Source organism: Streptomyces kanasensis (assembly GCF_043077165.1).
Lineage (GTDB): Bacteria > Actinomycetota > Actinomycetes > Streptomycetales > Streptomycetaceae > Streptomyces > Streptomyces changanensis.
This window is the reverse complement of the sequence record NZ_JBIBSF010000003.1, coordinates 378234-401856: the sequence shown is the minus strand read 5'-3', so window position 1 is coordinate 401856 and position 23623 is coordinate 378234. Positions and strand designations below refer to the sequence as shown.

Annotated in this window: 18 protein-coding genes and 1 pseudogene; 8 read left to right on the top strand and 11 right to left on the bottom strand. The window is 73.3% G+C overall.

The annotated features are described in order from the left end of the window. Positions 1–172: 172 nt before the first annotated feature. Positions 173–1954 carry a phosphomethylpyrimidine synthase ThiC gene (gene thiC, locus ACF053_RS10645; protein WP_391953524.1) on the top strand — a complete coding sequence of 594 codons (1782 nt, stop codon included), beginning with the start codon at positions 173–175 and terminating at the stop codon, positions 1952–1954. A 156-nt stretch (positions 1955–2110) separates the two neighbouring features. Here the strand turns inward: thiC and ACF053_RS10640 are convergent, their stop codons facing one another. From ACF053_RS10640 to ACF053_RS10625, 4 genes are all read right to left on the bottom strand, one after another. Beyond that, a complete protein-coding gene (locus ACF053_RS10640) occupies positions 2111–2290 on the bottom strand; it encodes a hypothetical protein (RefSeq protein WP_391953523.1) in 180 nt (59 codons plus the stop codon). 86 nt (positions 2291–2376) lie between these two features. Next, complete coding sequence (locus ACF053_RS10635; protein ID WP_391953522.1) at positions 2377–3087, bottom strand: hypothetical protein; 711 nt, start codon at positions 3085–3087, stop codon at positions 2377–2379. Positions 3088–3212: 125 nt separating this feature from the next. Beyond that, positions 3213–4409 carry a metallophosphoesterase gene (locus tag ACF053_RS10630; protein ID WP_391953521.1) on the bottom strand — a complete coding sequence of 399 codons (1197 nt, stop codon included), beginning with the start codon at positions 4407–4409 and terminating at the stop codon, positions 3213–3215. Between the two features lie 260 nt (positions 4410–4669). After that, positions 4670–5785 (bottom strand): LacI family DNA-binding transcriptional regulator, encoded by a 1116-nt coding sequence (locus tag ACF053_RS10625; protein WP_058942052.1) that lies wholly within the window; start codon positions 5783–5785, stop codon positions 4670–4672. Between the two features lie 393 nt (positions 5786–6178). On the opposite strand from ACF053_RS10625, the gene hisC reads away from it, so the two are divergent. Continuing rightward, on the top strand, positions 6179–7264 hold the full coding sequence (hisC, locus tag ACF053_RS10620; RefSeq protein ID WP_391953520.1) for a histidinol-phosphate transaminase: 1086 nt from the start codon (positions 6179–6181) through the stop codon (positions 7262–7264). Positions 7265–7406: 142 nt separating this feature from the next. Here the strand turns inward: hisC and ACF053_RS10615 are convergent, their stop codons facing one another. After that, entirely contained in the window at positions 7407–7775 is a 369-nt protein-coding gene (locus ACF053_RS10615; protein ID WP_391953519.1) for a cyclophilin-like fold protein, read from the bottom strand. Between the two features lie 210 nt (positions 7776–7985). Between ACF053_RS10615 and ACF053_RS10610 the strand changes: the two genes are divergently transcribed. From ACF053_RS10610 to ACF053_RS10595, 4 genes are all read left to right on the top strand, one after another. After that, positions 7986–9491: a cytochrome ubiquinol oxidase subunit I gene (locus tag ACF053_RS10610; protein ID WP_391953518.1), complete on the top strand. Its 1506-nt coding sequence runs from the start codon at positions 7986–7988 to the stop codon at positions 9489–9491. 16 nt (positions 9492–9507) lie between these two features. After that, on the top strand, positions 9508–10512 hold the full coding sequence (gene cydB / locus ACF053_RS10605; RefSeq protein ID WP_391953517.1) for a cytochrome d ubiquinol oxidase subunit II: 1005 nt from the start codon (positions 9508–9510) through the stop codon (positions 10510–10512). 25 nt (positions 10513–10537) lie between these two features. After that, positions 10538–14284 (top strand): thiol reductant ABC exporter subunit CydD, encoded by a 3747-nt coding sequence (gene cydD, locus ACF053_RS10600; RefSeq protein ID WP_391953516.1) that lies wholly within the window; start codon positions 10538–10540, stop codon positions 14282–14284. A 169-nt stretch (positions 14285–14453) separates the two neighbouring features. Then, positions 14454–15677 carry a M23 family metallopeptidase gene (locus ACF053_RS10595; RefSeq protein ID WP_391953515.1) on the top strand — a complete coding sequence of 408 codons (1224 nt, stop codon included), beginning with the start codon at positions 14454–14456 and terminating at the stop codon, positions 15675–15677. A gap of 12 nt (positions 15678–15689) precedes the next feature. Here the strand turns inward: ACF053_RS10595 and ACF053_RS10590 are convergent, their stop codons facing one another. The 6 genes and pseudogenes from ACF053_RS10590 to ACF053_RS10565 form a co-directional block, all read right to left on the bottom strand. Continuing rightward, positions 15690–16514 (bottom strand): Cof-type HAD-IIB family hydrolase, encoded by an 825-nt coding sequence (locus tag ACF053_RS10590; protein WP_391953702.1) that lies wholly within the window; start codon positions 16512–16514, stop codon positions 15690–15692. A gap of 228 nt (positions 16515–16742) precedes the next feature. Continuing rightward, on the bottom strand, positions 16743–17639 hold the full coding sequence (locus ACF053_RS10585; RefSeq protein ID WP_391953514.1) for an LLM class flavin-dependent oxidoreductase: 897 nt from the start codon (positions 17637–17639) through the stop codon (positions 16743–16745). A gap of 141 nt (positions 17640–17780) precedes the next feature. Beyond that, on the bottom strand, positions 17781–18338 hold the full coding sequence (locus tag ACF053_RS10580) for an RNA 2'-phosphotransferase (protein ID WP_391953513.1): 558 nt from the start codon (positions 18336–18338) through the stop codon (positions 17781–17783). Between the two features lie 135 nt (positions 18339–18473). Continuing rightward, positions 18474–19439, bottom strand: coding sequence for a MerR family transcriptional regulator (locus ACF053_RS10575; protein WP_391953512.1), 966 nt, complete (start codon positions 19437–19439; stop codon positions 18474–18476). 114 nt (positions 19440–19553) lie between these two features. Then, a complete protein-coding gene (locus ACF053_RS10570) occupies positions 19554–21326 on the bottom strand; it encodes an SDR family oxidoreductase (protein WP_391953511.1) in 1773 nt (590 codons plus the stop codon). Continuing rightward, positions 21323–21473: pseudogene (locus ACF053_RS10565) on the bottom strand (M24 family metallopeptidase); the annotation flags it as partial. The gene ACF053_RS10570 and the pseudogene ACF053_RS10565, both read right to left, overlap by 4 nt. A gap of 300 nt (positions 21474–21773) precedes the next feature. Here ACF053_RS10565 and ACF053_RS10560 point away from each other — a divergent pair. Then, on the top strand, positions 21774–22742 hold the full coding sequence (locus tag ACF053_RS10560) for an ABC transporter ATP-binding protein (protein WP_058942040.1): 969 nt from the start codon (positions 21774–21776) through the stop codon (positions 22740–22742). Then, complete coding sequence (locus ACF053_RS10555; RefSeq protein ID WP_391953510.1) at positions 22739–23617, top strand: ABC transporter permease; 879 nt, start codon at positions 22739–22741, stop codon at positions 23615–23617. Before ACF053_RS10560 ends, ACF053_RS10555 begins: the two co-directional genes overlap by 4 nt. Positions 23618–23623 lie beyond the last annotated feature (6 nt).

The following is a 23623-nucleotide window of genomic DNA, read 5'->3' as shown; positions in this document are numbered from 1 at the left end:
GAAGGGCGCTAGCGTGGTGGCACCTTTGCACACGCGGGAGCTCGGAGCACCGGGCTGAGAGGGCGCTGACCTCCGTCCACGCGATGTTTCACGTGAAACCTCGCCGACGGGAGCCGCTGCGCCGACCGCCGAACCTGTTACCGGGTAATGCCGGCGTAGGGAGTAGGTCAGGATGACCGTTCAGGACGCACGCACGCCTGCCTCCGACAGCACCGAGGAGAGCGGGAAGTCCATCGGCTGGCACAAGGGGTACCTCGAGGGCTCGCGCCCCGATCTCCGCGTGCCGGTCCGGCAGGTGCACCTCACCAACGGCAAGGACGTCACGCTCTACGACACGTCCGGGCCGTACACCGATCCGAACGTCGAGACCGACGTTCGCCGCGGCCTGCCGCCCCTCCGGGAGAACTGGATCGTGGCCCGCGGCGACACCGAGGAGTACGCCGGACGCCCGGTGCGCCCGGAGGACGACGGCATCAAGCACACGTCGCCCCGTGGCGGTCTGCGCAACCTCGACGCCGTCTTCCCGGGCCGCCCGCGCCAGCCCCGGCGCGGCCGGGACGGCCAGGCCGTGACCCAGCTCGCGTACGCCCGCCGTGGCGAGATCACACCGGAGATGGAGTACGTCGCCCTCCGCGAGAACGTCGCGCCGGAGGTCGTGCGTGACGAGATCGCGGCCGGGCGGGCGGTGCTCCCGGCCAACGTCAACCACCCGGAGATCGAGCCGATGATCATCGGCAAGCGGTTCCTGGTGAAGGTCAACGCCAACATCGGCAACTCCGCCGTCACCTCCTCCATCGAGGAGGAGGTCGAGAAGATGACCTGGGCGACCCGCTGGGGCGCCGACACGGTCATGGATCTCTCCACGGGCCGCAACATCCACACCACCCGCGAGTGGGTGCTGCGCAACTCCCCCGTCCCCATCGGCACGGTGCCGCTCTACCAGGCGCTGGAGAAGGTGGACGGCCGGGCGGAGGAGCTCTCCTGGGAGGTCTACAAGGACACGGTCATCGAGCAGGCCGAACAGGGCGTCGACTACATGACCGTGCACGCGGGCGTCCTGCTCCGGTACGTGCCGCTCACGGCCCGCCGCAAGACCGGCATCGTCTCCCGCGGTGGATCGATCATGGCCGCGTGGTGTCTCGCGCACCACAAGGAGTCGTTCCTCTACGAGAACTTCGAGGAGCTCTGCGAGATCCTCGCCGCGTACGACGTGACGTACTCGCTCGGCGACGGTCTGCGCCCCGGTTCGATCGCGGACGCCAACGACGAGGCGCAGTTCGCGGAGTTGCGCACGCTCGGCGAGCTGAACCGGATCGCCAAGCGGCACAACGTCCAGACGATGATCGAGGGCCCGGGTCACGTCCCGATGCACAAGATCAAGGAGAACATCGACCTCCAGCAGGAGATCTGCGAGGAGGCGCCGTTCTACACGCTCGGCCCGTTGACGACGGACGTCGCCCCGGCGTACGACCACATCACCTCGGGCATCGGCGCGGCGATGATCGCCTGGTGGGGCACCGCGATGCTCTGCTACGTCACGCCCAAGGAGCACCTCGGCCTGCCGAACCGCGACGACGTGAAGACCGGTGTCATCACGTACAAGATCGCGGCGCACGCGGCGGACCTCGCCAAGGGGCACCCGGGCGCCCAGGAGTGGGACGACGCGCTGTCGGACGCGCGCTTCGAGTTCCGCTGGGAGGATCAGTTCAACCTGGCGCTCGACCCCGACACGGCGCGAGCGTTCCACGACGAGACGCTGCCGGCGGAGCCCGCCAAGACGGCTCACTTCTGCTCCATGTGCGGGCCGAAGTTCTGCTCGATGAAGATCTCGCAGGACATCCGGCGCGAGCACGGCGGCGACCTCGGGCAGGACGAGATCGAGGCCGGCATGGCCGAGAAGTCCGCGGAGTTCGCCGCCGCGGGCAACCGGGTCTACCTCCCGCTCGCGGAGTAGGCGCCCGGCCCCGACCACGGGGCGGACCCGCGACCCAAGGGGGGAGTCGCGGGTCCGCCCCGTCGCCGTCCGGCCCACCAGCCCGGCACCACCCCTGGTGTGACCCGGCACGATCCGGCACTTCACGGGCGGACACGCGGCGGCCGTTCCCGGCGGCTACGTCCTGGCGGGCGCCCGCCCCCCGGCGCAGAGCAGGGCCGGACGGGGGAGGTGGTGCATCTCCTCGTCGCCGTCGAGGCCGATGTCCTCGCCCACGTCAGCCGTCACCGTCCATCGCGGTGCCCGGCGGACGGTCGGCCGCGACCGGTCGGTGTCCGCGGTGCCGCGCTGTGCCACGCCCGGGAAGCCACCTCCCGGCGGGGGCGGCCCGTCCGGGGTGGGAGGCCCGACCGAGCGGGCCGCCCCGAAGGGACGGGTGAGGGTCAGTCCGCGTGCGGGGCGGTGAGGTCCGGGGATGGCGGGTGCGGAGTCGAGGTTTCCTGCGAGCTCACCGGAGGGGCGTCCGACGCGGCCAGCGCCTCGTACAGGAACGGCAGGACGCCGCGCTCCCGCAGGGCGTGGTGCCACGTCTCGCGTGCGCGGGCGACCTCGTCCGGTTCGGTGGCTCCCGTGGCGTGCGCTTCGGCCGGGTGGTTGCGCAGGGCCGTGACCAGCAGTGCGGCCCCCGCCGCGAGCAGCCCGGCGGCCGTGACGGCGGCGAAGAACCAGCCGGCGGAGAGCAGCTGGCCGGCGACGTCCGGCGGGGGGTCCACCATCCGCAGCACGTAGCCGAGGAGCAGCAGGACGACCGCGGCCGTCCCCGCCAGGACGGGCGTCAGGACGGTGACGACGACGCCGAGTCCCGCTCCGGGCGTCACCTCGCCCCGCGGGCCGGGGTTGGAGCCGGGGCCTGCGGAGGGGCCGGACGGTCTGCGGTGCTCCTCGCGCACCCGGACGAGGTGCGCGTACTCGGCGGCCGCGGCCGTGTTGATCAGCGCGGCCGCGTCCAGGGCCATGGCGCGGAGCTGCCCGGCGCCGAGCCGCGCGGCCGCCGCGGACGGCTCCGGACGGTCGGTCGCGGTGCGCAGCGCTTCGTCGAGGACGCGCTCGTAGTCGGCGCGGTCCTCGGGCAGCAGGTGCGGAGCGCTCGTCATGATGCGTCCCCCGTTACTCCCGTGGGGCCTGGGCCCGCCGCGAGACGGCGGGTGGGCAGCCGATCGTAGAGCCGTCCCGCCGGGGGGTGACAGGGATTTCCGGAATTCGCCCCTCGTCGTCGCGCTCAGTCAGCGAGCGGCAGCTGCTGGACGAGCAGCTTCCCGGCCATCGTCACACCGCCGTCCATGGCGATGGCGAGCCCGTCCGCGTACACGTGCGGGCCCGCGACGACCGGGACGACCGGCTCGCCGTCGGCGTCCTCGGTGCCGACCTCGCCCAGCAGGTACGGGATCGGGCTGTGGCCGTGCACGACGCGCTGCCCGCCGTACGCCGCGAGGAGTTCGCGGACGGCGTCGGCGCCACCGTCGTCGCGGAACGCGAACCGCTTGGTGAGCTTGCGGAACAGGTCCCAGCACTCGTCGGCGTCGTGGCGGGTGAGGATGGAGTGAACCGTGTCGTTGACGTCCTCGATGGTGGCGCCGTAGTCGAGGTACGCGGTGGTGTCGGAGTGCAGCAGGAGGTGGCCGTCCTGCTCGACGATCGCGTCCAGTCGGGACATCCACTGGAGGTGGACCTCCTGGAGGCGGTCCATGTCGTTCTTCTGGCCGCCGTTGAGCAGCCAGGCGGCCTGGAAGGTGGCGGTGCCGGCACCGGAGTTGACCGGGGTGTCGCCGAACCGCTTGGCGCCGAGCAGCAGCAGCTCGTGGTTGCCCATCAGGGCCTTGCAGTAGCCGCCGGCGGCCGCCGCCTCGGCGGACAGGCGCATGACGAGGTCGATGACACCGATGCCGTCGGGACCGCGGTCCGTGAAGTCGCCCAGGAACCACAGCCGGGTGTTGCCGGCCGCCCAGTGGCCGTCCGCGTCGACGAGCCCCTTCTCGCGCAGGGCGACGAGGAGTTCGTCGAGGTAGCCGTGGACGTCGCCCACGACGTAGAGCGGTCCGGGGCCCGGTCCCGGCACTCCGGGGGCGGGCTCCGGCGCGGTGTCCGGGGTCACCGGGACCTGGAGCGTGTCGCCCCGGTTGATGACCGGCAGGTCGCGCGCGGTCGGCGTGTAGCCGTCCGGGAACTCCTCGTCGGGGACGGCGTTGCCCGGATGCGGCGCCGGCACCTGCTGCGCCGACGGCGCCTGCGGTACCGGCGGCGGCGCGACCGGCTGCCGCTGCGGGGACTCCGGCACCGCAGGCCCCTGCGGCTGCGGATGTGCGGAGTGACCTTGAACGGGTACCTGGGCGTACGGCGGTACGCGGAAGTCGCGCAACGTCGCCGTCCGCACCACGGGTCCCTGACCGGCCCCCTGAGTCATCGACCCCTCCACCACCGTCGCGACGCCCTCACATCGCGGACCGGCCTGGTCGGGGCGGCCCGCGCTGTCGTGCGCCCATCATAGGAATGAGGCTTGTGCTGTGTGACGCACCAGGGGTGGTGAATCAGGGTGCACGCCCGGTTCGCCGGCTGTTTCGCCCCAATTGAGAAGGTCTGGACCGGCGGAGACGCGGTTCCCGTGAGGGCGCTGCCGAGTTCCGCGCCGGCTCGTTGTGAGGTTCTGCCCGGTTCTGTCCTGGGCTGGCCTGTCGTGTCCTACTCCTGGCGCGGTTGGCGCGGCGGACTCACGGTCGTCCGCGGCGCCCTGCGCTGCGACGACGTCCGGATGATCAGCTCCGTCGGTATCACCTGCTCGACGGGACGGTCGTGGTCGATGCCCTCGATCGCGTCGATCAGCAGCTGGACGACCGCGGTCCCGATCCGGCGCGGTTTGAGCGAGAGCGTCGTGATCGGCGGTTCCGTCGTGGCGTACACCGTCGACTCGCTGCAGCACACGAGGAGCAGGTCCTCGGGGACCCGCAGCCCGTACCGCCGGGCGGCGGCCAGCAGGTCGGTGCCGTTCGGGTCGAAGAGGCCGTAGACGGCGTCCGGGCGGTCGGGGCGGGCGAGCAGCCGGTCGGCGGCGACCGCGCCGGCGCACGGGTCGTGGGCCGGGTACGACTCGAAGACCGGGTCCTGTCCCACGCGCTCGCACCAGTGGAGGTAGGCGGTGGTGGACAGGCGGGTGTACGTGTCGGTGGTGGTGCCGGTGAGCAGGCCGATCCGGCGGGCGCCGGCGTCGGCGAGGTGGTCGAGGAGGCCCAGGACGGCCGCCTCGTGGTCGTTGTCGACCCAGGCGGTGACGGGGAGGGTCCCGGCGGGGCGGCCGTCGGAGACGACGGGGAGCCCCTGGCGGACCAGCTCGGTGACGACGGGGTCGTGGTCGGAGGGGTCGATGACCACGGTCCCGTCGAGGGCGACGTTCGACCAGACGTCGACCGGGCTGCGGCGGGAGGTGGCGGGGAGGATGACCAGGGCGTAGCCGCGGGCGAGCGCGGCGGAGGTGGCGGCCCTGGCCATCTCGGCGAAGTAGGCGAACTCGGTGAAGGTGAAAGGTTCATCCCCGTAGGTCGTCACGGTCAGGCCGATGAGGCCCGACTTGCCGGTACGGAGCGTGCGGGCCGCCGCGGAGGGCCGGTAGCCCAGCCGGTCGGCGACCTCGCGGACGTGGCGGCGGGTGGCGTCCGGGAGCCGGCCCTTGCCGTTGAGGGCGTCGGAGACAGTCGTGATGGAGACGCCGGCCGCGGCGGCCACGTCCCGGATGCCCGCGCGCCCCTGCCGGCTCCCCCGGGTCTGTGCCCGGCTCACCTGGTGCTTCCCTGCTGCTGTCATGGCGAGCCGATAGTAGGGCGACGGGAGACGCCGAGGACGGACGCATATGCGCACGTTGACAGGCACGTTTCTGCAAGGTCGGGATGGCTTGACGGGGTGCAAAAGGAAGGAAGTCGGGTGGTTTTTCCGGGCGTGGCGTGTCGTGCGCGCGTACGGGCCCGGCTGCTGGACGCGGTTGCGAAGAGCGTGCAACTCACCTCTACGGGGGACGCGCGCCACGGCGTGGGCCACCAGCGTGCGCCAGGCTCTCCCGCGCTCCCCCCGGACGCGGGTGCCAAACCGGCCGCTGTGCCGGCCGTCACCGACGATGGCCCGAATTCGGCCATTCGCAGGAACGCGGAATCCTCATAAGGTGTGCAGTATCGGTGGTACATACGGTCGAGGAGGACCACAGTGAGCGAGACGAGCCCCAAGCTGCGTGCCGTGCTGGACGACATCCCCACCTACAAGCCGGGGAAGCCGGCCACCGCCACCGAAGGCCGCGCTGCCTACAAGCTGTCCTCCAACGAGAACCCGTACCCGCCACTGCCGGGCGTGCTGGAGGCGGCGCTGGCCGCCGCGGCCGACCTCAACCGCTACCCGGACCTGGCCTGCACCGCGCTGGTGCACGAGCTGGCGGAGCGCTTCGGCGTGCCCGTGTCGCACGTCGCGACCGGTACGGGGTCGGTCGGGATCGCCCAGTCGCTGGTGCAGTCCACGGCCGGCCCCGGTGACGAGGTCATGTTCGCCTGGCGCTCCTTCGAGGCGTACCCCATCGTCACGCAGATCAGCGGCGCCACCCCGGTGAAGGTCCCGCTCACCGCGGACGGCACGCACGACCTGGACGCGATGGCGGAGGCGATCACCGAGCGCACACGGCTCATCTTCGTCTGCAACCCCAACAACCCCACCGGCACCGTCGTGCACCGTGCCGAGCTGGAGCGCTTCCTCGACCGGGTGCCGTCCGACATCCTGGTCGTCCTCGACGAGGCGTACATCGAGTTCATCCGCGACGACGAGGTGCCGGACGGCATCGAGCTCTACCGGACCCGGCCCAACGTCGCCGTGCTGCGCACCTTCTCCAAGGCGTACGGGCTCGCCGGCATGCGCGTCGGGTTCGCCATCGCGCACGAGCCGGTCGCGGCCGCCCTGCGCAAGACGGCGGTGCCGTTCGGCGTCACGCAGGTCGCGCAGGACGCGGCGGTGGCCTCCCTGCGCGCGGAGGACGAGCTGCTGGGCCGGGTCGGCTCGCTGGTGTGCGAGCGCAAGCGGGTGTGCGAGGCGCTGGCGGCCCAGGGGTGGGAGCTGCCGCTGACGCAGGCGAACTTCGTGTGGCTGCCGCTCGGCGAGCTGTCCGGCGACTTCGCCGCCGCCTGCGAGGACGCGGGTGTGGTCGTCCGGCCGTTCGCCCCCGACGGCGTCCGGGTCACCATCGGCGAGGTCGAGGCGAACGACATCTTCCTGCGGGCCGCGGAGGCGTTCCGCAAGGAGCGCTTCTGAACGGTCCGAGCGGTCCGCAGCGGTCCGAGGGCACCCAGGGGGCCGAGCGGTTCTCGTCAGTGCTCAGCGGTTCCGGCTGCGCGGGGCGGGTCGTCGTGCCGCGGGCCGGTGTCGGTGAGGTGACCGCCGGGCCGGGCGTGGATCAGGCGGCTTCGACGCGTATCGGGTCGCCGTCCCGGACCGTCGCGAGGATCCGCGGGTCGTCGTCGAGCCGACCGAGGACGTTGCACGGGGAGGCCAGCCGGCACTCCTCGTCCCGGGAGATCGGCGTGGGGCCGTAGGGGAGCGCCAGTGCGTCGCCCTCCGGCCAGAACGCGACCGTGCCCGGCTCGACGACCTGGCGGGCACCCGGTTCCGTCCCGGTCGAGACGGGTGTGTCGAAGTAGACCTCCTCGCCCCAGGTGCGGGCGGTGGAGACGATCGGGAGGACCCCCGCGAGCGCTCGGCTCGTGGGGGTCTCGTCGATGGTGGCGGTGGTGTGGCCGGACGGCCATGTGAGGCGTATCTGCATGGCGCGAATTCAACAAGATGTTGAAGTGTGACGGAAGAGGCACCCCCCACCTCTCCCTACGGATTTCGTCTGCGTCATAATGATTGTGATTGTGAACGCATTCACAAGCGCGCCAGGTTCCTCCCTTGATCCACCGGAATCGGCGGGCGAACGGAAGGCCGTGGGGCTGCGAGGCCACCAGGGCTGCGAGGCCGTAAGGAGAAGATCGTCGTGGACCTGGCTCTGGCGCCAGAGACGCTGGCGCGGTGGCAGTTCGGTATCACCACCGTCTACCACTTCCTCTTCGTTCCCCTGACCATCTCACTCGCCGCGCTCACGGCCGGTCTGCAGACCGCGTGGGTGCGCACGAACAAGGAGAAGTACCTCAGGGCCACCAAGTTCTGGGGCAAGCTCTTCCTGATCAACATCGCGATGGGCGTCGTCACCGGCATCGTCCAGGAGTTCCAGTTCGGGATGAACTGGTCCGACTACTCGCGCTTCGTCGGCGACGTCTTCGGGGCGCCGCTCGCCTTCGAGGCGCTGATCGCGTTCTTCTTCGAGTCGACCTTCATCGGCCTGTGGATCTTCGGCTGGGACAAGCTGCCGAAGCGCATCCACCTGGCCTGCATATGGATGGTGTCGATCGGCACCATCCTCTCCGCCTACTTCATCCTCGCCGCCAACTCCTGGATGCAGCACCCGGTCGGGTACACGATCAACAAGGTGTCCGGACGGGCGGAGCTCACCGACTTCTGGGCCGTCCTGTCCCAGGACACGACCCTCACCCAGGTCTTCCACAGCATGACCGCCGCCTTCCTCACCGGTGGTGCGTTCATGGTCGGCATCGCCGCCTTCCACCTGGCCCGCAGGAAGCACGTCCAGGTGATGAAGACCTCCCTGCGGCTCGGTCTGGTCACCGTCGTGGTCGCGGGCATGCTCACCGCGGTCAGCGGTGACCTGCTCGGCAAGGTCATGTTCAAGCAGCAGCCCATGAAGATGGCCGCCGCCGAGGCCCTGTGGGACGGCGAGGGACCGGCCCCCTTCTCGATCTTCGCCTACGGCGACGTCGACGAGGGTCACAACAAGGTGGCCATCGAGATCCCCGGCCTGCTGTCCTTCCTCGCCGACGGCGACTTCTCCTCCCACGTGCCCGGCATCAACGACACCAACAAGGCCGAGCAGGAGAAGTACGGGCCCGGCGACTACCGGCCCAACATCCCGGTCGCCTACTGGTCCTTCCGCTGGATGATCGGGTTCGGCATGGCCTCCTTCACCCTCGGCCTGCTGGGGCTGTGGCTGACCCGCCGCAGGTTCCTGCTGCCCGCGCCCCTGCGCGTCGGCGACGACGAGGTGCCCCACCTCGTGCTCTTCCGCAAGCCCCTGAGCCACAAGCTGACCCGGCTGTACTGGCTGACCGCCCTGTGGACCCTGGGCTTCCCCCTGATCGCCAACTCCTGGGGCTGGATCTTCACCGAGACCGGCCGGCAGCCGTGGGCCGTCTACGGCGTGCTGCGCACCAGCGACGCGGTCTCCCCCGGCACCACCCAGGTCGAGGTCCTCATCTCGATGATCGCCTTCACGTTCCTCTACGCGGTGCTCGCCGTGGTCGAGGTCAAGCTGCTCGTGAAGTACGTCAAGGCCGGCCCCCCGGAACTCACCGAAGCCGACCTCAACCCGCCCACCAGGATCGGCGGCCACGACCGCGACGCCGACCGCCCCATGGCCTTCTCGTACTGAGGAAGGGGAGCGAGGCATGGAACTGCCCACCGTCTGGTTCGTACTCATAGCCGTCCTGTGGATCGGCTACTTCTTCCTGGAGGGCTTCGACTTCGGCGTCGGCGTCCTGACCAAGCTGCTCGCCCGCGACCGGACCGAGAAGCGCGTCCTCATCAACACCATCGGCCCCGTCTGGGACGGCAACGAGGTGTGGCTGCTCACCGCGGCCGGCGCCACCTTCGCGGCCTTCCCCGACTGGTACGCCACCCTCTTCTCCGGCTTCTACCTGCCGCTGCTCGTCATCCTGCTCTGCCTGATCGTGCGCGGCGTCGCCTTCGAGTACCGGGCCAAGCGGCCCGAGGAGCGCTGGCAGCACAACTGGGAGCAGGCCATCTTCTGGACCTCCCTCGTGCCCGCCTTCCTGTGGGGCGTCGCCTTCGCCAACATCGTGCGGGGCGTCGAGATCGACGCGTCGAAGGAGTACGTCGGCTCGCTCCTCGACCTGCTCAACCCGTTCGCCCTGCTCGGCGGGGCGGTCACGCTGACGCTGTTCACCTTCCACGGGGCCGTGTTCACCGCGCTGAAGACCGTGGGTGACATCCGGGTCCGGGCCGGGAAGCTGGCGCTGGCCCTCGGCCTCGTCACCGCGGCCCTCTCCGCCGGTTTCCTGCTGTGGACCCAGTCCACGCGCGGGGACGGGACCAGCATGGTCGTGGCGGCGGTCGCCCTGGCAGCCCTCGCCGGGGCGGTCGGCGCGATCCGGGCCGGACGGGAGGGCTGGTCGTTCGCCCTGTCGGGGGTCACGATCGCCGCCGCGTTCGCCATGCTGTTCCTGACGCTCTTCCCGAACGTCATGCCGTCCTCGCTCGACCCGGACTGGAGCCTGACGGTGAGCAACTCGGCGTCCAGCCCGTACACGTTGAAGATCATGACCTGGTGCTCGGCCATCGCCACGCCGCTCGTCCTGCTCTACCAGGGCTGGACGTACTGGGTGTTCCGCAAGCGCATCGGCACCCAGCACATCGCCGACGCGACGCACTAGGCGCCACCGGCAGGGGATGTTTCACGTGAAACCGATCGATCCGCGTCTGCTCCGGTACGCCGGAGCCACCCGCCTCTTCCTCGCGGCGGTGGTCCTCCTCGGGCTGGCCGGGGCGGCGCTCGTGGTCGCCCAGGCGATGCTCATCGCCGAGATCGTCGTCGGGGCGTTCCAGCGGGGGCTGGGCGTCCGTGACCTCACCCTGCCGCTGGTGTCGCTCGCGGTGGTCGCCGCCGGCCGCGCCCTCGTGGCGTGGTCGACGGAACTGGCCGCCCACCGGGCCAGCGCCGCCGTCAAGTCCGAGCTGCGGGGCCGGCTGCTGGAACGGGCGGCGGCCCTCGGCCCCGGCTGGCTGAGCGGCCAGCGGACCGGGTCGCTCGTGGCGCTGGCCACGCGCGGGGTGGACGCGCTGGACGACTACTTCGCCCGTTACCTGCCGCAGCTCGGCCTGGCCGTGGTCGTCCCCGTCGCCGTCCTCGCGCGCATCGTGACCGAGGACTGGGTGTCGGCGGCCATCATCGTGGTGACCCTGCCGCTGATCCCGCTCTTCATGGTCCTCATCGGCTGGGCCACCCAGGCCCGCATGGACCGGCAGTGGCGATTGTTGTCACGGCTGTCGGGCCACTTCCTCGACGTGGTGGCAGGCCTTCCGACCCTGAAGGTCTTCGGCCGGGCGAAGGCCCAGGCCGAATCCATCCGGACGATCACCTCCCAGTACCGGCAGGCGACGCTCCGCACCCTGCGGATCGCCTTCCTGTCCTCCTTCGCACTGGAGCTGCTCGCCACGCTCTCCGTGGCCCTGGTCGCCGTCGGGATCGGCATGCGCCTGGTCCACGGCACGCTCGACCTGTACACCGGCCTGGTCATCCTCATCCTGGCGCCGGAGGCGTACCTCCCGCTGCGCCAGGTCGGTACGCAGTACCACGCGGCGGCGGAGGGCCTGTCGGCCGCCGAGGAGGTCTTCGCGGTCCTGGAGGCGCCCGTGCGGGAGGGCGGTACGGCCGTCCTGCCCCCGGGACCGGTCCGCATCGCGCTCGACGGGGTGACCGTACGCCACGAGGGGCGGGCGGAACCCTCGCTCGACCGCGCCTCGCTCGTCGTCGGCCCCGGGGAGACGGTGGCCCTGGTCGGACCGAGCGGCGTCGGCAAGTCGACGCTGCTGGACGTGGTGCTGGGCTTCACCGCGCCGGAGTCGGGGACCGTGCGGATCGGCGGCGTCGACCTCGCCGACCTGGACCCCGAACGGTGGCGCGAACGCGTCACCTGGGTGCCGCAGCGCCCCTACCTCTTCGCCGGAACCCTCGCGGACAACGTCCGCCTGGCCAGGCCGGACGCGGACGACGACGCCGTACGGGCCGCATTGCGCGAGGCGGGCGCGGACTTCGTCGGTGAACTGCCGGACGGCGTCGGCACGGTACTCGGCGAGGACGGCGCCGGTCTGTCGGCCGGCCAGCGGCAGCGGATCGCCCTCGCCCGGGCGTTCCTGGCCGACCGGCCGGTGGTACTGCTCGACGAGCCGACCGCGGCCCTGGACGGTGGTACGGAAGAAGCCGTGGTGCGGGCGGTGCGCCGCCTCACGGCGGGCCGGACGGTCCTCCTGGTCGTGCACCGGCCCGCCCTCCTCGCCGTCGCCGACCGCGTGGTCGCGCTGCGGTCCGGCACGCCGGAGGACCGACCCGCGGCGGCGGACCCGGCCGTGGCGGATGCGGGTCCGGCCGTACCGGTGGCGGTGGCTTCGGCCACGGCGGCTTCGACCGCGGCGGATGCGGATGAGGCCGTGCCGGAGATCCGCGTGCCCCGTTCCGGCGCGCGCCCCGGTGGGGCCGTGCCGGGGTCCGGCGGCCCGTCGGCCGGCGGCGTGCGGGACGTCGGGGCGGACATGGTCGACGACGCGTTCGGCGTGGTGGGCGGCCTGTTCGGGGGGCAGCCGGCTCCCCGTTCCGAACCGGCCACCGCCCCCACTTCCCCCACCGCTCCCACCGGCCCGCACGACGGCAGGGGGGTGCCGGCGCGGGTCCGGGCGATGGCGGGGGAGCTGCGGGGCAGACTCGCCCTGGCGCTGCTCCTCGGCAGCCTCGCCCTCGGGTCGGCCGTCGGCCTCATGGCGGTCTCCGGCTGGCTCATCTCCCGGGCCTCCGAACAGCCGCCCATCCTGCACCTGATGGTCGCCGTCACGGCGACGCGCGCCTTCGGCACCGGTCGGGCCGTCTTCCGCTACGCCGAGCGGCTGGTCTCGCACGACGCCGTGCTGCGCATGCTCGCCGACCTCCGCGTGGCCGCCTACCGGCGCCTGGAGCGGATCGCCCCCGCCGGTCTGCGCCGGACCGGGCGTGGCGACCTGCTGTCGCGGCTCGTCTCCGACGTCGACGCCCTCCAGGACTACTGGCTGCGCTGGCTGCTGCCCGCCGGTACGGCCGTCCTGGTGGGGGCGGGCGCGGTCGGGTTCACCGCGTGGCTGCTGCCCGGGGCGGGGGCGGTGCTCGCCGTGGGCCTCGTCGTCGCGGGCGTCGCCGCCCCGGCGCTGGGCGGCGCCGTCGCCCGCCGCGTCGAGCGGCGGCTCGCGCCGGCGCGCGGCCTCCTGGCCACCCGGGTCGTCGACCTGCTGCGCGGCTGCGCGGAGCTGACCGTGGCGGGCGCGGTGCGCGGGCGCGTCGAACGCACGCGTGAGGCCGACGGGACGCTCACCCGGATCGCCGCCCGGCAGTCCGCCGCGACGGCGCTCGGCGGCGGGCTCATCGCACTGACGGCGGGGCTGACCGTGGCGGCCGCCGCGCTCGTCGGCGTCCAGGCCGTCCGCGACGGGCGGCTCGACGGGGTGGCGCTCGCCGTCGTCGTCCTCCTCCCGCTCGCCGCGTTCGAGGCGGTGACGGGCATGCCGTCGGCCGTGCAGTACCGGCAACGCGTGCGGCGCAGCGCCGAGCGGGTCTTCGAGGTGCTCGACGCGCCGCTGCCCGTCGCGGAGCCGGAGCACCCCGCGCCACCGCCCGCGGGCCCCTTCCCACTGGAGCTGAACGGGGTCGCGGCACGCCATCCGGGCCAGGACCGGGACGCCCTCGCCTCGTTCGACCTGCGCCTGGAGGCGGGGCGGCGCGTCGCCGTCGTCGGCGCCTCCGGGGCCGGCAAGACGACCCTCGCGCAGGTGCTGCTGCGGTTCCTGGAGACCGGCGCGGGCACGTACCGCCTCGGTGGTGTCGACGCGTCGACGCTCGACGGGGACGACGTGCGCCGGTTCGTCGGGCTCTGCGCCCAGGACGCCCACCTCTTCGACAGCACCATCCGGGAGAACCTCCGGCTCGCCCGGACCGGCGCCGACGACGACGAGCTGCGGCGGGCCCTCGCCGGGGCCCGGCTCCTGGAGTGGGTGGAGTCCCTGCCGGACGGCTTGGACACCCTGGTCGGCGAGCACGGCGCGCGGCTCTCCGGTGGCCAGCGGCAGCGTCTCGCCCTCGCCCGGGTGCTCCTCGCCGACTTCCCGGTCCTGGTCCTCGACGAGCCCGCCGAGCACCTCGACCTGGCCACGGCCGACGCGCTCACCGACGACCTGCTGCGGGCGACGCACGGCCGCACCACGCTCCTCATCACGCACCGGCTGCACGGGCTCGACGCGGTCGACGAGGTCCTCGTCCTCGCGGGCGGCCGGGTCGCGCAGCGGGGCCCGTACGCGGAGCTCGTCGCCGTCGACGGACCGCTGCGGCGGATGCGTGACCGCGAGCGCGAGGCGGACGACCTCCGTCACGCCGCCGGTGCCGCGTCGCCGGCTCCCCGCGGCCGGTAGCGGGCGAGCCGGCGGTCGCGTACCGGCCGACGTACCGCCGGTGCCGGCGCCACTCGGGGGCGCGGCGATGGGCCGGACGGCCCTACGGCTGTAGGCCGGTCGGCGGTACGGCGCCGTTCGGTGTGGCGAGATGCCGGGGAAGGCGCGGCGGAAGGGTGACGATCCCGGGATGCGCCCTTCCCACGGTCGGCGGCCACTGCTCGGGTCGGTGCCCGCCGCGCTGGTCACCCTGCTCGTCCTCGCCCTGCCGTTCGCCCACCCCTCCCCCGCCGCGGCGCTCACGGCCGGGACCGTCCGCGCCGGCGGTCCCCTCCGGTTCGACGGGCCGTCGCCGGGTGTCGAGGTGACGCGGCTGCTCGACGAGGCGGCCCGGATCACCGCCGCGTACGAGCGGGGGCGGCGCGGCGCCGCCGCCCAGCAGGTCAAGGCCGACCGCCTCCAGGCGGAGCTGGCCCGCACGCGACGCGAACTCGCCGTCCTGAACCGACGCGTCGGCGAGGTGGCCCGGGCCCAGTACCGGACGGGCGGCTCCGTCGCGGTGGCCGCGTCGCGGCTGCTCCTCGCCGACGACCCGGAGGACGCCCTGCGCGCGCAGGGCGTGGAGCGACAGGCGGACGCGGCTGTCGACCGGCTCCTCACGCGTACTGCCCGGGCCGAACGACGGTTGGCGGACACGGCGGCCCGGGCGCGGGCGGCGTGGCGGGAGCTGGAGGAGCGGCGCGACCGGCTCGCCCAGGTGAGGCGGGACCTGGTGGCGCGTCTGGAGCGGGCGCGTTGGCGGCTCCAGGCAGCGGCGGACCGCAGCGTCGCGGCGGGCACGTGCCGGGGGGTGACCTCCACGGCCGCGCCGGACGGACCCGCCGCTCGGGACCGCTCCGCCGCGCCGGGGGGCCCGGGCGGGGTGGAGCCCCCGGGCCCGGTCGCCGCCGGTACGGAGGGCGACGGCCGTACGGAGGGCGGCGGCGGTACCTGGGTGGCACCGGTGTCGGAGGCGGACAACTACACCCTGTCGGCCCCGTTCGCCGGTAGGGGCCGGTACTGGGCGCACCGGCACACGGGGCAGGACTTCGCCGTGGACATCGGCACCCCGGTGCGGGCGATCGGGGCGGGGCGCGTCCACTCGGTGGCGTGCGGGGGTGCCTTCGGCATCGAGGTGGTCGTCCGGCACGCGGACGGCTGGTACTCGCAGTACGCCCACCTGGCGTCCGCCGCCGTGGTGCCCGGGCGGGCCGTCACCGCCGGGCAGCGCATCGGCCTGGCCGGGACGACGGGCAACTCGACCGGGCCGCACCTGCACTTCGAGGTGAGGCTCACACCGCACCTGGGCTCGGGTGTGGACCCGGTGCGCTGGTTGCGCGAGCACGGGGTCACCCTGCGCGGCGGCCCGCGGTAGCGCCCTCCACCGTCAGGGGGCGGCGAGCAGCGTCTCGATGACGGCGGCGACGCCGTCGTCCTCGTTGGCGACGGTCCGGCCGGAGGCGGCGGCGACGACGTCCGGGTGGGCGTTGCCCATCGCGTACGACGTGCCCGCCCAGGTGAGCATCTCGATGTCGTTCGGCATGTCGCCGAACGCGACGACCTCGTCGGACGAGATGCCCCGCTCGGCGCAGCACAGGGCGAGCGTGCTGGCCTTGGAGACCCCGAGCCCGCTCACCTCCAGCAGCGCGGTCGGGCTGGAGCGGGTGATCGTGGCGCGGTGTCCGGCGGCGGTGCGGGCCAGGGCGAGGAAACCGTCGGGCGTGAGGTCGGGGTGGAGGGCGAGCAGCTTCAGCAGCGGCGCGCCCGCCCCGGGCTCGTCCTCGTGGAGCAGTTCCTCGGCCGGTCCGACGGCGACGGACGCGTCGAGGTGGAGGGGTGGGTACTCCGCCTCGTGGCGGATGCCGTCGGTGAACTCCATGGCGAAGGCCGTACTGGGGGCCTCCCGCCGGAGGGTCGTGACGACGTCGCGCGCGGTCGCCCGGTCCAGGGGCCGCACCTCGACCATCCGCCGTCCGGCGTGCAGGTCGACGACGGCCGCGCCGTTGGAGCAGATGGCGAGACCGTGGCCGTGGACGTGCGCGCTGACGACGTCCATCCAGCGGGCGGGCCGCCCGGTGACGAAGAAGACCTCGATGCCGGCGTCCTCGGCGGCCGCCAGTGCGGCGACCGTCCGGTCGGAGACGGTCTTGTCGTCGCGCAGGAGCGTCCCGTCGAGGTCGGTGGCGATCAGGCGCGGACGCCGCCGCGCCATCGGTCGGCTGCCCGGGAAGGTCGTCGGTGAGGTCACGGGCCCATTGTCCCGTACCGGGCGGCACCCGGGTGCACGAACGTGCGAAAGCGTGCGCATCTGAGCCATCCCGGCCGCAGGGGTGTGCGGACGGGGGAACGCCCGGAAAGCGCGGGTACGGGCAGCCCGCTCCCGCCGGGCCGAGGCGCCGGTCCGGCGGGGGCGGACCCACCGGACCGGCGGCCCGGTCCGTCAGCCGTTCAGCTGGGCCGGTGCCTCGGTGGCGATGCGTTCGAAGACGGCCTCGTCGGCGGCGAAGTCCGAGTCGGGGATCGGCGTGTGCAGGACGATCTCGTCGAACCCGAGCTCCGCGTGGCGTCCGGCGAAGTCCACGAACGCGTCCACGGACTCCAGCGGACGCCCCCGATCCGGGGTGAAGCCGGTCAGGAGCACCTTGTCCAGTTCGGCCACGTCCCGCCCGGCGTCGGCGCACGCCTTGGCCAGCCGGTCGAGCTGCTCGCCCAGGGCGGCACGCGACTGCTCCGGCGTGCCGGTCTCGAACAGCTTCGGGTCCCCGGTGGTCACCCAGCCCTGGCCGTGCCGGGCGGCGAGCCGCATCCCGCGCGGTCCGGTCGCCGCGACGGCGAAGGGCAGCCGGGGCCGCTGCACGCAGCCCGGTACGTTGCGCGCCTCGACAGCCGAGTAGTGGGCGCCCTCGTGGGTGACGGCGCCCTCGGTGAGGAGCCGGTCGAGCAGCGGCACGAACTCGGCGAACCGGTCCGCCCGCTCCCGCGGCGTCCACGCCTCCTGGCCGAGCGCCGTAGCGTCGAAGCCGTTGCCGCCTGCGCCGATGCCGAGGGTGACGCGGCCCCCGGAGATGTCGTCCAGGGAGATCAGCTCCTTGGCGAGGGTGACCGGGTGGCGGAAGTTCGGCGACGTGACCAGGGTCCCCAGCCGCATGCGCTCCGTCACGACAGCCGCCGCCGTCAGCGTCGGCAGCGCACCGAACCACGGGCCGTCCCGGAAACTCCGCCAGGACAGGTGGTCGTACGTGTAGGCAGCGTGGAAGCCCAGCTCTTCGGCCCGCCGCCAGATCTTCTGTCCCTCACTCCACCGGTGGATGGGGAGGATCACCGTGCTCAGACGCATGTCCCCGACGATACGCGTGTCCCGGCGGCCACGACCGTGCCCGCCGAGCGGCCGCCCGCAGGCCACGGACGCGCCGGCCCGGAGGCGACACGCGCGCCGACCGGAGGCGACTCGAGCGGTCACACGCGCGCCGGCCCGGGGCTACCCCCGCCCGGAGGGCTCCCCGAACCGCAGGTAGCGGGGTGGTACGGCGTCGGTGAGCCAGACGCCGTTGGCGCTGACGCGGAACACGTGGCCGTCGCGGTGCATGGCCGCCGCGTCGACCGGCAGGACGACGGGCCTGCCGCGCCGGGCCCCGACCCGGCGGGCGGTCTCGCGGTCGGGGGAGAGGTGGACGTGGTGGCGGCCCATGGGGAGCAGGCCGTCGGCGCGGATGGCGGCCAGGCTCGCGGCCACCGTCCCGTGGTAGAGGTACGCGGGCGGTTCGGCGGGCGGCAGGGCGAGGTCCACGTCGACGGTGTGCCCCTGGTTGGCGCGGATGCGGTCGCCGTCCAGGGCGAAGCGCTGCTTGTCGCTCGACGCGACGACGTGCTCCAGCTCGGCGCGGCTGAGGGGCACGCCGTGCCGGGCCAGCGCGTGCAGGAGGTCGTCGACGGGGACCCAGCCGTGGGCGTCGAGGACGAGGCCGATCCGCTCCGGCTCGTGCCGCAGGTGCCGGGAGAGGTACTTCGACACCTTCACGGTGCGTCGTGGGTCCATGGCGGCAGGGTGGCAGGGATCACTCCCGTTCTGCCACCAAAAAATCGGCGTACAGGTTTGGTCCACAACCAACTGGTGTTATCCACAGGGGTTTTCGACGATTCTGTGGACAACGGGCACCCGGTCCTCCCTTTCTCAGGGCTTCCCTTCCTCTTCGGGGGACTTCTGTGACGTCCGTGACCCCGCGGTGAGCGCGTCCATGGTCCGGGCCTGCACCTCCCGTTCGGCCGCGGCGGCGATGAAGGCCGGTGCGGCCGCCGTGCCCACCAGCCGGACCACCGCCCGCACCGTCGCGGCGGGCAGGACGACGGAGCGCGCCTCGTCCTCCCGCTCCGGCGGCCCGCCCCGGGCCAGGTGGTGCTGGAGGTGGCGGGTCGCGAGGAGCCGCATCGCCCGGGCCAGTTCGGCGTCGACGGTCTGCTGGGCGAGCGGCCGCAGCCGGCGTACCAGGGCCGCCGCCTCCGCCGCGTCGGCGTCCTTCGGGGGCAGGTCCTCCAGGTAGCGGGCGAAGACGTGCTCCGTGGTGAACTCCAGGAACCGGTGGGCGATGTGCTCCACCTGCGTCCGCAGCTCCCGCAGGTGCCCGGCGATGGCGAGGAGCGGCACCCCCGCCCCGTACAGCTCCACCGCCACGGCCAGCTCCTGTGGGCTGGGCACCAGGAACTCGTCGTCCCGCCCCGGCACGCGCTCCAGCACGCCCAGCGCCACGGCCTCCTCGACGGCCCGCTCGTCGGGCGTGCCGCCGAACGCCGCGTCCAGCTCCGCGCGCGTGACGCGGTCGGCCTGCTCGTCCGTCCACGGGCCGTTCACCTCGGCGACGAGGCCGAGCACACCGCCGAGGCCGCGTCCGGTGTCCCAGGCCTCCAGGAGCTCCTTGATCGACGCCAGGGTGTAGCCCCGGTCGAGGAGGTCCGCGATCTGCCGCAGCCGGGCCAGGTGGGCGTCCCCGTACACGTTGGCCCGGCCGCGCCGCTCGGGCCGGGGCAGCAGCCCGCGGTCCTGGTAGGCGCGGATCGTCCGGACCGTGGCGCCGCTCAGGTGCGCCAGGTCCTCGATCCGGTACTCGGCCGCCGGTGTCCCGCCGGCCGGCTGCTCGGACACGCTCACTCCTCACTGGCCGGGGGGCCTTCGCGCCGGCCCGGGCCCACGGGTCCCGGGGCTCCGTACCGGCCCGGGCCTTCCGCCTGGGATGGTACGGCCGCCCCGCCGGACGGCTCACAGCGGCGGCGACAGCCTCGCGAGGGCACGCAGCGCGCCCGGCGCCAGCCGGGACAGGAGGCGGGCGCCCCGGGCCTCCGGTGTCACGGGCACCACCGCGCGGTTCTCTGCGACCGCCCGCAGGACCGCGTCGGCGACCTTCTCCGGCGGGTAGCCGCGCAGCCCGTACAGGCGGGACGCCCGCCCGCGCAGGCGTTCCTGCTCCCCGTCGGACACACCGGTGAAGAGCGCCGTCGCCGTGATGCCCGTCTTGACGAACCCGGGGCAGACCGCCGAGACGCCGATGTCCCGCCCGGCCAGCTCGGCGCGCAGGCACTCGCTGAGCATCAGCACCGCCGCCTTGGAGGTGCAGTACGCGGAGAGGGCCCGGGAGGGCTGGAAGGCGGCGGCGGACGCGGTGTTCACGATGTGGCCGCCCTGCCCGCGCTCGGCCATCTGCCCGCCGAAGATCCGGCAGCCGTGGATCACGCCCCACAGGTTGACGTCGAGGACCTTCCTCCAGTGCTCGCCGGTCGTCTCCAGGAAGGGCCCCGACAGGCCGATCCCGGCGTTGTTCACCAGGACGTCGACCGTGCCGTACTCGGCGGCGACCTTCGCGCCGAGCTCCTCCATCGCGGGCTCGTCGGCCACGTCCACCACCTCGGCCCACGCGGCCGGCGCGCCGACCAGGCGGGACAGCTCCGCGGTACGGGCCGCGCCCTCAGCGTCCCGGTCGACGGCCACCACCCGCGCCCCCGCCTCGGCGAACGCGAACGCCGTGGCCCGGCCGATACCGCTCGCCGCGCCCGTCACCAGCACCAGCTGCCCGGCGAACCGGTCCGCGTACCGCCGCCGGGGCGGTGGCGGACCGGGTGCCACCGGGGCTTCCCGTTCGTCGTGCGCCGTCACGAAGTCCGTGATCCACGCGGCGACCTGGTCGGGACGCGTGCGCGGCACCCAGTGCTTCGCCGGCAGCGTGCGCCGCACCAGCCGGGGGGCCCACCGGTCCAGCTCGTCGTAGAGCCGCTCCGACAGGAAGGCGTCACCGCTCGGGGTGATCAGCTGCACGGGGACGTGCGCGTACGCGTCGGGGCGCGGGTGCCGCAGGCGCGGGCGGACGTTGTCCCGGTACAGCCACGCGCCGTGCGCCGCGTCCGACGGCAGCGACGCGGTCGGGTAGCCGTCGGCCGGTACCTTCTCCACCCGGCGCAGGAGGTCCGGCCACCGCCGCCCCAGTGGCCCGCGCCAGGCGAGCTCGGGCACCACCGGTGTGTGCAGCAGGTACACGTACCAGGACTTGGCGCCCTGGCCGAGGAGCTGGACCACGCGGCGCGGGGTCGGCCGGGCGACGCGCCGCGCGATCCAGTGGCCGAAGTGGTCGAGCGACGGCCCGGAGATCGACGTGAAGGAGGCGATCCTGCCGTCGGTGCGGGCGATCGTCGCGAACTCCCAGCCCTGCACGGAACCCCAGTCGTGGCCGACCAGGTGGACCGGCCGGTCCGGGCTGACCGCGTCCACGACCGCCAGGAAGTCGTCCGTCAGCTTCTCCAACGTGAACCCGCCGCGCAGTGGCACCGGGGCCGTCGACCTGCCGTGGCCCCGCACGTCGTACAGCACGACGTGGAAGCGCTCGGCCAGCCGCAGGGCGACCTCGGACCACACCTCCTTCGAGTCCGGGTAGCCGTGGACGAGGACGACCACGGGCCGGTCCGGCTCGCCCAGCTCGGCGACGCACAGCTCGATGCCGCCCGTACGGATCCAGCGCTCGCGGGCGCCCCTCAGCAGACTCATGCGGTGGCCTCCTCGACCCATCGGCGGACGTGCGGCAGGTCGTCGTCGAGCCGGAACGCGCTCTCCTGCCGGTCCCGGGAGTCGGTCACCACCAGCAGCTCCTCGAACGTCGCTCCCGTACCCCCGGAACCCGAGGCGCGGCTCGACCGGTGGCCGCACCCCGCCGCCGCCGTCCTCGCCGTCACTGCCCCCGCCCGTCCGCGGGCACCAAGGCCGCGCGCGGTACGCCCGCCCGTGACACCGACACCCGTCCGACCACCTGACCAACCTGCCACCAGTGAATGTGACAATGCCCGGCGGCGACGTCAAGGGTGCGTCGACCGCCTGTGGAAAACCCTGCACGGCATACCCCTCCCGTACGGGCACGTACGCCTGGAGTCGGAGACGGATCCAGCCGCCTGGACTGACGTGCGGTGTGGTACCCGCCACTACCGTCGAACCGTGACTGTGATCGCCACCGAAAGCCTCAGCAAGCGGTTCCCCCGGGTGACCGCTCTCGACCGGCTCTCCCTGGACATCGGACCCGGTGTGACCGGACTCGTGGGTGCCAACGGAGCCGGCAAGTCGACAATGATCAAAATCCTGCTCGGCCTGTCCCCCGCCACCGAGGGCCGCGCCCGGGTGCTGGGACTCGACGTGGCGACGAGCGGCCCCGCCATCCGCGAACGGGTCGGCTACATGCCCGAGCACGACTGCCTGCCGCCGGACGTGTCGGCCACCGAGTTCGTCGTGCACATGGCCCGCATGTCCGGGCTGCCGCCGACCGCGGCCCGCGAGCGCACCGCCGACACGCTCCGCCACGTAGGCCTGTACGAGGAGCGCTACCGCCCCATGGGCGGCTACTCGACCGGCATGAAGCAGCGCGTGAAGCTCGCCCAAGCGCTCGTCCACGACCCGCAGCTGGTCCTCCTCGACGAGCCGACCAACGGCCTGGACCCGGTCGGCCGCGACGACATGCTGGGCCTGATCCGCCGCGTCTGGACCGACTTCGGCATCTCGGTGCTGGTCACCTCGCACCTGCTCGGCGAGCTGGAGCGCACCTGCGACCACGTCGTCGTCATCGACGGCGGCCGCCTGCTGCGCTCCAGCTCCACCAGCGACTTCACGCAGACCACGACCACGGTCGCCGTCGAGGTCACCGACTCCGACACCCACCCCGACGGGACGGCCGCACTCCGCGCCGCCCTCGCCGCCGCCGGGGTCACCCTCCACGCGCGCGTGGAGGAGGGCCTGCCGGGCGCGGGCCACGTCCTGCTGCTGGAGGCGGCCGGCGAGGAGACGTACGACATCGTCCGCGACACCGTCGCCGACCTGGGGCTCGGCCTCGTCCGCATGGAACAGCGCCGCCACCACATCGCCGAGGTGTTCCGCCCCGACGCCGCGGCCGGCCGGCCGCAGGAGGTCCAGCCCCGATGAGCACCGAGACGCAGATCCACAACATCGGGTACCGCAAGTACGACGGTCCCCGCCTCGGCCGCGCCTACGCGCGCAGGTCCCTGTTCGCGCAGTCCCTGCGCGGTGCCTACGGGCTGGGCCGCAGCGCCAAGTCCAAGGTGTTGCCGATGATCCTGCTGGGCGTCATGTGCGTACCGGCGCTGATCATCGTCGCGGTCGCCGTGGTCGCCAAGTCCACCTCCCTGGGCGTCGACTACACGCGTTACGCGATCATCATGCAGCTGGTCATCGCGCTGTACGTGGCCTCCCAGGCGCCCCAGTCCGTCTCGCGGGACCTGCGCTTCAGGAGCATCCCGCTGTACTTCTCGCGTCCCATCGAACGGGCCGACTACGTCCTCGCCAAGTACGCGGCCATGGCGTCGGCGCTCTTCATCCTCACCGCGCTCCCGCTGGTCCTGCTCTACGCGGGCGCCCTGCTGGCCAAGATGGACTTCTCCGAGCAGACCGAGGGCTTCGCCCAGGGGGTGGCTTCCGTGGCCCTGCTGTCGCTCCTGTTCGGCGGCATCGGCCTGCTGCTGGCCGCGCTGACGCCGCGCCGCGGCTTCGGCGTCGCGGCGGTCATCGCCGCGCTGTTCATCTCGTACGGCGCCGTCACCACCGTCCAGGCCATCGCCTGGGGCACGGACAACACGGCCGCCGTGACCTGGCTCGGCCTGTTCTCGCCGATCACTCTCATCGACGGCGTGCAGACCGCCTTCCTCGGCGCCACGACGTCCTTCCCGGGCGACGCCGGACCCGGCACCGGTGCGGGCGTGGTCTACCTGCTGGTCGTCCTCGGGCTCATCGCCGGCTCCTACGCCGGTCTGATGCTCCGCTACCGGAAGGCCGGCCTGTGACCGCCC